This window comes from Marinobacter sp., from assembly GCF_041595835.1.
Taxonomy (GTDB): Bacteria; Pseudomonadota; Gammaproteobacteria; order Pseudomonadales; family Oleiphilaceae; genus Marinobacter.
On record NZ_JBFHJO010000065.1, the window covers coordinates 1 to 10248 of the forward strand.

9 protein-coding genes are annotated in these 10248 nt (G+C 53.4%); 6 read left to right on the plus strand and 3 right to left on the minus strand.

Annotation, left to right across the window (positions count from 1 at the left end; genetic code table 11):
• A partial coding sequence (locus ABYA77_RS13795; protein ID WP_372966554.1) for a CaiB/BaiF CoA transferase family protein occupies positions 1–772 on the plus strand: 772 nt, incomplete at its 5' end.
• Positions 773–850: 78 nt separating this feature from the next.
• On the opposite strand, the gene ABYA77_RS13800 is transcribed toward ABYA77_RS13795, so the two are convergent.
• The gene (locus ABYA77_RS13800) at positions 851–3613 is read right to left on the minus strand and encodes a hypothetical protein (protein WP_372966555.1); all 2763 of its coding nucleotides are present in this window, start codon (positions 3611–3613) and stop codon (positions 851–853) included.
• A gap of 472 nt (positions 3614–4085) precedes the next feature.
• Between ABYA77_RS13800 and ABYA77_RS13805 the strand changes: the two genes are divergently transcribed.
• Positions 4086–5600, plus strand: a complete 1515-nt coding sequence (locus ABYA77_RS13805) for a fumarate hydratase (RefSeq protein WP_372966556.1) — start codon at positions 4086–4088, stop codon at positions 5598–5600.
• Between the two features lie 43 nt (positions 5601–5643).
• On the opposite strand, the gene ABYA77_RS13810 is transcribed toward ABYA77_RS13805, so the two are convergent.
• Both ABYA77_RS13810 and ABYA77_RS13815 read right to left on the minus strand, forming a co-directional pair.
• On the minus strand, positions 5644–5967 hold the full coding sequence (locus ABYA77_RS13810; protein WP_372966557.1) for an MGMT family protein: 324 nt from the start codon (positions 5965–5967) through the stop codon (positions 5644–5646).
• 22 nt (positions 5968–5989) lie between these two features.
• Positions 5990–6751 (minus strand): SDR family oxidoreductase, encoded by a 762-nt coding sequence (locus ABYA77_RS13815; RefSeq protein WP_372966558.1) that lies wholly within the window; start codon positions 6749–6751, stop codon positions 5990–5992.
• A gap of 128 nt (positions 6752–6879) precedes the next feature.
• Here ABYA77_RS13815 and ABYA77_RS13820 point away from each other — a divergent pair, with 128 nt between their 5' ends.
• The 4 genes from ABYA77_RS13820 to gspN all read left to right on the plus strand — a co-directional run.
• Complete coding sequence (locus ABYA77_RS13820; protein ID WP_372966559.1) at positions 6880–7383, plus strand: FxsA family protein; 504 nt, start codon at positions 6880–6882, stop codon at positions 7381–7383.
• Positions 7384–7581: 198 nt separating this feature from the next.
• Entirely contained in the window at positions 7582–7869 is a 288-nt protein-coding gene (gene groES, locus ABYA77_RS13825) for a co-chaperone GroES (RefSeq protein ID WP_372966560.1), read from the plus strand.
• A gap of 75 nt (positions 7870–7944) precedes the next feature.
• Entirely contained in the window at positions 7945–9597 is a 1653-nt protein-coding gene (gene groL / locus ABYA77_RS13830; RefSeq protein WP_372966561.1) for a chaperonin GroEL, read from the plus strand.
• Positions 9598–9764: 167 nt separating this feature from the next.
• Positions 9765–10248, plus strand: a 484-nt coding sequence (gene gspN, locus ABYA77_RS13835; RefSeq protein ID WP_372966562.1) for a type II secretion system protein N, incomplete at its 3' end; no start/stop codon positions are given.

Genomic DNA, 10248 nt, shown 5'->3' on the forward strand with positions numbered 1-10248 from the left:
CCCCGGCGTGATGGACCGCCTCGGTATCGGTTATGAAACCCTCAAAGCCATTAACCCCAGGCTCATCTACTGTGCCATCACGGGATACGGCCAAACCGGCCCTTACAAAGACCGTGCAGGCCATGACATTAATTACCTCGCTATATCTGGCGTAGCCAGCCATTGCGGCCGGGCCGACAGTGGCCCGCCACCGATGGGTATTCAGATAGCGGATGTAGCCGGAGGCTCCCACCATGCGGTGATGGGTCTGCTCGCCGCGGTTATACGCCGCCAGCAGATCGGTGAGGGTGCTTTTATCGATATCAGCATGACCGATGCGGCTTTTGCTTTGAATGCCATGGCAGGCGCTGCAGCCCTCGCGGGCGGTCAGGCTCAAAAGCCAGAGGGAGGGATGCTGAATGGTGGTGCTTTTTATGACTACTATCAGACCCGTGATGGCCGCTGGATATCGGTAGGTAGCCTTGAGCCACAATTCTCATCGCGTTTGTGTGACACCTTGGGGATTCCGGAAATGAAAGCATTTGCTTTGAGCCAGAATCCTGAACAGCAGCAGGCGATCAAGGCTGTAATAAGAGAAAAAATCGCAGCGAAAAGTTTTGCCGAATGGCGAGAGATTTTTGCCGGGGTGGATGCGTGTGTTGAGCCCGTGCTGACAATTGAGGAGGCCGCAGAGCATCCGCAGATTAAGGCTCGCGGGATGGTTGTTGAGAGGGATCGTGGGGATGGGGTTGGGCAGCGGCAGGCAGGATGTTCAATCCGGTTTTCTGGTTAAGTTAATGTGTAACTACAGTAAAAACAAAAACCCCGGCCTGTAAGTAAGGCCGGGGTTTTTGCGTTTCAGGCTACTTTTTTATGGTACAGAAACTACAGAGTCAAGCAGCTGCAGGGTGTGGTACACCATCTCACCGAACGCTTCATCTTGTGGATCAACAGGGCCAGAGTGGGTTCCACCTGAAACCGTTGTGATCATGGCGCCTGTCAGAGCCAAAGGCTGAGAACCGGCAAGAGGTGCATTGAAGCTGTCAATGGTCACGAAAGTGCCATCTTCAGCCTCGAAGGTGCCCTTAAGCGGTTTGCCTCCCCAGATAGTATCCGCTGAGTTCGGGATAACCTCATCGTCAGGTACCTCGATCAATGCCAGGGGCCAAGCCTGATCAGCTGCGTTATCCGCGAAGTTGATTGGGTCTGCAGTATCGATGGCTGCCTGGAATACGTTGAAGTAAGTTTCCAGGCCAGCATCGCCCTGTGCCAAACCTGCCGCCGCCTGAAGGCCCGGCAAAATGCGAGGCGCAAAAGTCGGAGAGTTTTCAAGCAGGCGAACAACTCCGCCGCCAGGGGTTAACATCGCCGCACCGGCAATGTTGTTGAATGTTGATGGTACGGTACCTGCTGGGGTTCCATCGCTGATCGTGGCAGGAAGCTGGTCGGCATTGACTGCAGCCGCGAAGGGCATGCCGGTTATGGTGCCGAGTGAGTGACCAACAAGCATGACCGGGGTGCTGGGCATGACGGTAATGCTGAGGGCTTCGTTGAGTGGGAGCTCAAGGCCTGCAAGGCTCGCACGCAGGTTCATATGATCAACTGAGCTCTGGCGCATGTTGTCACGGGTTGTCAGGAAGCTGCTCAGGTTGATGAATGCGTCTCCAGACTCGCTCAAGCCGAAATGGCGCTCACCACTGTCTGCGATCGCTAACCCAGGAATCGTACTGCCCGCGTTGGCAACGGTGTTTTCAAGTGATAGGGCGGCAGCGAGGCTTGCTTGGATTTCGCCACCGTAAGCGCCGCTCAAAACAGTCTGAATTGCATTGTTGATTTGAGCTTCGTCAGTAGGGTCGGTAATGCCAAGTGCCGGGGCCGGAACACCATTATCTTGCAGGGTTGCCTGGATGCTCAGGAGTACGCCAACCTTGAAGGTGCCATTGATGACTGCCGCGCGAGTTTCTGCGTTGTTTTCAATGGCAGGATTGCTTGCAGCCGCAGCTGTCAGCAGTGCGCTGGCAAGTTCCTCTTGCTCCTCGGCAGTAAACTCATCAACACCGTGAAGAGGTTGATCAATAGCGACGACTGCGTACCCATTTGCCGCAATAGCGCTACCAATCGTCAAAGCGGTACTGCGATCTGTGGTGATGCCATGCTGGAAAATGACCACCCCTTTGATTGATGGAGCAGCGGGATAAAGAACTAAAACGGGCACTTCCACATCGGCTTGTTTTTCCGGGAACGGGAAAATGTAGTTTACGGCAGTGGAAACCGACGCGTCAGCCTGAGGAATTGAAAGCCCGGCATCTTTGAATGCCTGGTTCAATGCTTTAGCCAATTCGCTGTCTGCAACCCATGACTGAGTGACGACGTCAGTGCCAGAGGTCCCCAGATAATACGGTAGTTTGACCGTTCCCTGGGCTGCCAGGACAGAGCTGGGGTCAGCTTCAAGCCCGGTCAATACCTGGCTGGCAACGGCGGAAACAAGGCTTACCGGAGTGGGTGCTTCTAACGTGAAGTCTGCCGCGCTTCGGTTCAGGGGCGTTGGCGTGGGTAGTGCCCCAGTGCTGGCAAAATTAGAGGCGAGCGCAACGGCAGCACAGCCAATGGCCGCTTCACCGCCTGCTCCTATGGTTGCCTCACACGGAGCGTCCTCGCCATACAGCGTGCCGAGAACCTCAGCCGCTGTTTTACCCTCATCACCCAGAGGAATGTTGGGGAATGCTGTATAAGCGCCGTCTACGGTGGCCTTTACAGTGGCATAGTCGCTTGCTCCGCCAGCAATAGCTTGCTTGGCTGCAGATACTTTAACGAACGTGTCTAACTGATCTTTGAACCAGGCCGCCGGCTCAGCAATATACTGCAGAACTTTCTCATCGTTGGAGGTGGTAAAACTATAGCTGATAGCGATGTCGTCAGCGGTTAAAGGAAGTTCGGCAGCTTTGAAAAAGCCTTCTGCAGATGCCTCCCACAGGTTGTTGATAAGCGCCCTGACAGGTGCTAGTGATGAGGTTCCCAAGGGCTGATCTTCGTCAGTTAAGTTACCGTAAGATGGAGAGCTGACAATAGGGTCGCCATTGATGTCAGTAATGCCTTTCGTAGCCACTGCAATATAGCGTTTACGTGGGTTGAGTGGCTCGAGGGGTAGAATGCGGATGGCTGAGACGCCATCGAGGGATTCCACATCTGCTCTGGCGGTCGCTACTCCGGCAACGGTTGGCGGTTCCTGGTTGCTTAGCCCTTGTACGGGGTCACCGCTGGCATATTCCAGTTCGATCAGGAAGACTGTTTTTCCGTATTTTACGGTGTCTTCGTCAATCTGCCCATTAAACTGGATGACGGCGGGGGCAACAGTTGATGCACCGCTCAATTCGTTCAGTGCTGTAGTGACGGGAGGTGTTGAGTCGGTAACGCCAAAGGTTCCATCGCCCTGCCCGGAGTCAAAAATCAAATCATTGGGAATAGGCAGTTTGCTGTTGATCGGATCAAAAACAGGCCAGGTTTTCCCGTCGATATCGGGGTTGGAAATCTGATAATCCGGATTCGCGTTTTTCCCGGTAGAAGCGCTATCAAAGCAGCCTGTTAATCCGAGGGATGAAGCCACGGCAAGACTTATTAGAGTTTTCTTGAACATGGGTGGAACCTTTTCCTGTTGTTGTAACGTTATATCCGGCTTAGACGGAACCGGTCGGCCCTTAAATTCCGTGCTTTTGCCTGTTCTGCTTATTTGTCTGAAATCGTAGCCAGCACTTTAAGCCAATTTCTTTATCGTCGACTATAGCGACAGAGTGGCCAGTGTTGATCAGCCAAAAGTGTGATTCTGCTTTTGATTCTCTCCTCGCACAGTTGGAGTAACCTCTATGAAAAATAGAGGGCATTGAAGAGTTTGTCGAGTGACACTGTGGCGGTAACGGGTTCTTTTAACAAATTGTTTCGAAATTTTCGGGGCGTCACTCTGTGTTTTGCGTGAAAGGGTGATAGCCGGTTTCTCCTTCCGTCGCATCGCTCGCGCGCGGAAATTTCTGGTAAACTCTCGCTTCCTTTATAAGCAGGGCTGCTTTGACGGCTTTGCGCACTTCCATAATCAGAAAGCTGATGAGGCGACTATGACCACCGTAATCCGCCAGGACGACCTGATCGAAAGCGTAGCCGATGCGCTGCAGTTTATTTCTTACTACCACCCGAAGGATTTTATTCAGGCTGTTTACGAGGCCTACCAGAGGGAAGAGTCTCAGGCGGCAAAGGATGCTATCGCCCAGATTCTGATCAACTCCCGTATGTGTGCCCAGGGGCACCGCCCGATTTGTCAGGACACGGGCATTGTGACTGTGTTTGTGAACATCGGTATGGACGTTAAGTTCGAGTGTGATATGGCGCTGGACGATGTGATCAACGAAGGTGTTCGCCGTGCTTACACCCATCCGGACAATGTGCTGCGTGCGTCTGTACTGGCTGACCCGGATGGCAAGCGCCAGAACACCAAAGACAACACCCCCGCCATCATTCATTACAAGATGGTTCCGGGTAACACTGTTGAAGTACACGTGGCCGCTAAAGGCGGCGGTTCTGAAGCCAAGTCCAAGTTTGCCATGCTGAATCCGTCTGACTCAGTTGTAGACTGGGTGTTGAAAATGGTTCCGCAGATGGGCGCTGGCTGGTGCCCGCCTGGCATGCTGGGCATAGGTATTGGTGGTACTGCTGAAAAAGCGATGGAGCTGGCGAAAGAGTCCCTGCTGGAACCGATCGATATTCATGATCTGCAAGCCCGTGGTGCCTCTAACCGTGCCGAAGAGTTGCGCCTGGAGTTGTTCGAGAAGGTGAATGATCTGGGTATCGGTGCTCAGGGGCTGGGCGGTCTGACCACGGTTCTGGACGTGAAGGTGAAAGATTACCCGACTCATGCGGCCAATAAGCCGGTAGCCATTATTCCAAACTGTGCGGCCACTCGTCATGCTCACTTCACACTGGATGGCTCTGGCCCGTCACTGCAAACCCCGCCGAGCCTGGAAGACTGGCCGGAAATTACCTGGGAAGTGGGTGAGAATGTTCGCCGCGTGAACCTGGATACAGTTACGCCGGAAGATGTAAAAGACTGGCAGCCGGGTGAAACGGTACTGCTATCTGGCAAGATGCTCACGGGCCGTGATGCCGCGCATAAGAAGATGGTAGACATGATTGAGCGCGGCGAAGAGCTGCCGGTGGATCTGAAAGGCCGTTTCATTTATTACGTGGGTCCGGTTGATCCGGTACGTGAAGAAGTGGTTGGTCCCGCTGGCCCCACCACTGCCACCCGCATGGATAAGTTTACCGATACCATGCTCGAGAAGACCGGCCTGACAGGAATGATTGGTAAAGCCGAGCGCGGGCAGGTTGCCATTGATGCTATCAAGAAGCATGGAGCGGTGTACCTGATGGCGGTGGGCGGTGCGGCTTATCTTGTGTCCAAGGCTATCAAAGGTGCGAAAGTGGTCGCCTTTGAAGAGCTGGGCATGGAAGCTATCTATGAGTTTGAAGTGAAGGATATGCCGGTAACAGTGGCGGTCGACTCTCGGGGTAGCTCTGTGCACCAGACCGGCCCGGTTGAATGGCATGAAAAGATTATCGCGGCCAAGTCTGTGTGATCTGAGTTCTCTGTTGTATCAGTGGCGGTCCTGAACAAAACCTTCAGGGCTGCCACTGAACGTTTTTCATCGATACCCTTCCTTTTATGACGTCTACGCCTTCCAGTCGCAGCCTTTCGGTTTGCAGTTGGCGGGCTTCCGTACCTTCGGGAAAGGCAATCTGACCGTTGCTCCGGAGAACCCGGTGCCAGGGAATGCTGTGGCCGGCGGGCAATTTGCCCAGAGCCCGACCAACAAAGCGCGCCTGGCGACCAAGGCCCGCCATGGCAGCAACCTGGCCGTAGCTGGCCACGCTTCCCGGGGGAATCGCGGCCACTACTTGCCAGATTTTCTGTTCTTTGGTGGGTTCGTTTTCAAGCTGATCCACTCAGAACTCCGCAGTGAGGCGGTCAGAGGCGAAGGCCGCCGTCGACTTCGATCATGCGACCGGATACATAGTCGTTTTCAAAGATGAACGCGGCCGCAGAGGCAATTTCCTCTGGCTTGCCCATGCGCTTGAGCGGGATGCCTGCTGTCATTTTCTCCAGTGCTTCCGGTTTCATTGATGCGGTCATTTCCGTTTCAATGAAGCCCGGAGCAATGCCCATGCAGCGGATACCGTAACGAGCCAGTTCTTTGGCCCAGACCGGAACCAGTGCGGACACGCCAGCTTTGGCTGCGGAGTAGTTGCTCTGGCCCATGTTGCCTGCGCGGGAAATAGACGCAATGTTGATGATTGCACCTTTATCACCGTTCTCGATCATGCGGGTGGCGGCTTCACGGCCGCACAGGAACACGCCGGTTAGGTTAACGTCGATAACCGACTGCCATTGGCTCAGTTCCATGCGCTTGTCGAGTTTGCCGTCTTTGAACTTTACCATCAGGCCGTCGCGCAGAATGCCTGCATTGTTTACCAGACCGTTGAGTTGGCCAAAGTCATTCATAATGGCCTGGAAGGTTTGCTCTACGTCGTCTTCTTTAGCAACGTTGCAAATGTAAGTTTTGGCGTCGCCACCGGCTTTTTTGCAGGCTTCGGCAGCCTCCGCCAGTTTGTCTTCCATCAGGTCGATCAGGGCCAGCCTGGCGCCTTTGGCTGCCAGGTATTCGGCCATGGCGCGGCCCAGGCCCTGGCCACCACCGGTAATTGCAATTACAGAGTCTTGAAGTTTCATGATTTGCCCTTAGTTAAGGTTCTCAATGGTGTTAAGAATTAACTGTGTGCCATTCGTTTTGAATCATTTTTTATAGCACGGAGTATACCAGACCTTACTGAACACACATTCACGTCCTCGAGGCCTTTATGCCGGTTTTTGTTTTTCTCTTTATTGTCATGCCTGTTGCCGAATTAGTGGTGCTCATTAAGGTGGGCGGCATAATCGGTGCGTTAAATACGATTGCGCTGGTGTTTCTGACGGCGGTCATTGGTGCCTGGCTGTTGCGTCAACAGGGTTTGGCAACGTTGTTGCGGGCCAATGAACGTTTGAACAGCGGCGAGTTGCCGGCCAGAGAAGTGGCTGAGGGTCTGATTCTCGCAGTGGGTGGTGCTATGTTGCTGACGCCGGGCTTTATCACCGACACTTTTGGCTTTTTGTGCCTGCTGCCGGGTACCCGGCATTGGCTGGCTGCGCAGGCGCTGAAGCGGATGACCGTGGCAGGGCAAAGCCGTAGCTTTTTCTTTCAGGCCGGGGCTTCTGGCCCGTTTAGCGCACAGCGGCCGTTTGATCGGGATGCCAATGGCGACATCATTGAAGGTGAGTTTCAGGATCAAACTGAATTCGACCGGGATAAGCTGGAAAAAAAGTAAAATTTTTTGATTGGGGGTGTTGAAAACCCAGTGGACAGCCCCATTTAGGTTGCACAGATTCGCCACGGATTGAAAAGCGCTGTCTATCAGATGCTTAGCAAACCGGGCAGTTTGTCGGGCCGGATACTGTCGGGCCAGACATTTTTTAACAAGCAATTGTCATTGCCACATTAATCTGACTATTGGAGAAGCCGAGCAATGAAGATTCGTCCTCTACACGACCGTGTTGTTGTACGCCGTAAGGAAGAAGAAGAGAAAACTGCAGGCGGCATCGTTCTGCCGGGTAATGCTAAAGAGAAGCCTTCTCAGGGCGAAATTATCGCTGTGGGTAATGGCCGTGTTCTTGATAACGGTGAAACCCAGGCGTTGGCAGTTAAGGTAGGTGACACCGTCGTTTTCGGCCAGTACGCCGGTAATACCGTAAAGGTAGACGGTGAAGAGCTGCTCATCATGAGTGAGAGCGATATCTACGGCGTGCTTGAGTAATTGCGAAAGCAGCTCGCACGAACGCTCATTAATCCGATCGATCCAATTTCGGTTTAAAGAAGAGGAATTTAAGACATGGCAGCAAAAGAAGTTCAGTTTGGTGATAGTGCTCGCAAGCGCATGGTAAAGGGTGTAAATGTTCTGGCTGACGCCGTAAAGGTCACCCTGGGTCCCAAAGGCCGTAACGTGGTTCTTGAGAAGTCTTTCGGTGCTCCTACCGTAACTAAAGATGGTGTATCTGTAGCCAAAGAAATCGAACTGAAAGATAAGTTCGAGAACATGGGCGCGCAGATGGTTAAGGAAGTTGCTTCCCAGGCCAATGAAACGGCGGGTGACGGTACGACCACTGCAACCGTTCTGGCTCAGTCCATTGTTAGCGAAGGTATCAAGGCCGTTACTGCTGGCATGAACCCGATGGACCTGAAGCGCGGCATCGACAAAGCGACTGCTGAAGCTGTGAAAGCCATTCGTGAAATGGCCACGCCTTGTGACGACAGCCGGAACATCGCTCAGGTTGGCACCATCTCCGCCAACGGCGACGAGACTATCGGTCGTATCATTGCAGATGCAATGGAGCGTGTTGGTAAGGAAGGCGTCATCACCGTTGAGGAAGGCCGTGGCCTGGAAGACGAGCTGGACGTCGTTGAAGGTATGCAGTTCGATCGCGGTTACCTGAGCCCATACTTCATCAACAACCAGGACAACATGTCTGCCGAGCTGGACGACCCCTACATCCTGCTGGTTGACAAGAAAATCTCTAACATCCGTGAGCTGTTGCCAGTACTGGAAGCTGTAGCTAAAGCCGGCAAGCCGCTGCAGATTATCGCCGAAGATATCGAAGGCGAAGCGCTGGCTACTCTGGTTGTGAACAATATGCGCGGTATCGTTAAAGTTAACGCTGTTAAAGCGCCTGGCTTTGGTGACCGTCGTAAGGAAATGCTGCAGGATATCGCCATTCTCACCGGTGGTACTGTGATTTCCGAAGAAGTAGGCCTGACTCTGGAGAACACAACTCTGGACGACCTGGGTACTGCCAAGCGTGTGAATGTCACTAAAGAGAACACCACCATCATCGATGGTGCTGGCGCTCAGGGTGACATCGAAGCCCGTGTTGAGCAGATCCGCAGGCAGATCGAAGAGAGCTCTTCCGATTACGATAAAGAAAAGCTGCAGGAGCGCGTAGCCAAGCTGGCTGGCGGTGTTGCGGTTATCAAAATCGGTGCTGGCTCTGAAGTAGAAATGAAAGAGAAGAAAGCCCGTGTTGAAGACGCGCTGCACTCTACCCGTGCTGCGGTTGAAGAAGGCATCGTAGCCGGTGGTGGTGTAACCCTGATCCGCGCTATTGCCGCTCTGGACAAGGTTGACGCGATCAACGAAGAGCAGAAAGCCGGTGTGAACATTCTGCGCCGCGCCATGGAAGCTCCGCTGCGTCAGATCGTATTCAACGCAGGCGGCGAGTCTTCTGTTGTTGTTGCCAAAGTAAAAGAAGGAGAAGGTTCCTTCGGCTTCAACGCTGCGACTGAACAGTATGGCGATATGTTGGAAATGGGTATTCTGGACCCTGCTAAGGTTACCCGTTCTTCCTTGCAGGCCGCTGCTTCTGTAGCTTCGCTGATCATCACCACTGAGGCGATGGTGGCCGACGAGCCAGCAGAAGAAGGTGCGGGTGCTGGTATGCCGGATATGGGCGGCATGGGTGGAATGGGAGGCATGGGTGGGATGATGTAATCCCTCTCAGGTTCCGGTCAGGTCTCAGTTTTGGTGATCTGGCCTGATCTACCCATAAAAACCCCGTGCTGGTTCACACCAGTGCGGGGTTTTTTGTTGTTTTAATCATGAACTTGGCAACCGCCTTTGTTAGACTCGGCTACCGGTTTACAAATGTGCACGATCTGATGAGCGAATCCCCGACAAAATCTTTTTTACGCACTGGCAAGATTGTCTTGCTGGTGTTGCTTGGATTGTTTGTGTTTGGGGTTACTCTGGTGGTGCGGGTGCCTGTGGGTTGGGTCTGGTATCGGTTGTCTGATCAGATTCAGCTACCGTCTCAGGTTCGGGTTGAGCAGGTTTCAGGAACCTTGTGGCGAGGGGCTGCCAAAGTAAACGCAGCAGGTTTTCCGGTAAGAGTCCAGTGGCAGTTTGATTGGCCTTCTGTCACGGAAATGACGTTGCCGATTGAGTTTTCAGTGTCTTCGTCACAATCTCGATTGGAAGGTGTTGCTATAGGTGGGTTGCCCCGTAGTTTTGAACTGTCTGCCAGCGGTGTTGTGGCCGTCTCTGAGTTTGAAGATTTAATCCGCCAGAGTGGCGGTGCAATGATTGACGGTGAGGTTACGATAGATCATTTGACGCTCAGATGGGCTGATGAGCGCATGCAGC

Coding starts and splice junctions, on each gene's coding strand:
- ABYA77_RS13820 (WP_372966559.1), top strand. CDS start 6,880: ATGCCGGTTTTTGTTTTTCTCTTTATTGTCATGCCTGTTGCCGAATTA.
- ABYA77_RS13815 (WP_372966558.1), bottom strand. CDS start 6,751: ATGAAACTTCAAGACTCTGTAATTGCAATTACCGGTGGTGGCCAGGGC.
- groL (WP_372966561.1), top strand. CDS start 7,945: ATGGCAGCAAAAGAAGTTCAGTTTGGTGATAGTGCTCGCAAGCGCATG.
- ABYA77_RS13800 (WP_372966555.1), bottom strand. CDS start 3,613: ATGTTCAAGAAAACTCTAATAAGTCTTGCCGTGGCTTCATCCCTCGGA.
- groES (WP_372966560.1), top strand. CDS start 7,582: ATGAAGATTCGTCCTCTACACGACCGTGTTGTTGTACGCCGTAAGGAA.
- ABYA77_RS13805 (WP_372966556.1), top strand. CDS start 4,086: ATGACCACCGTAATCCGCCAGGACGACCTGATCGAAAGCGTAGCCGAT.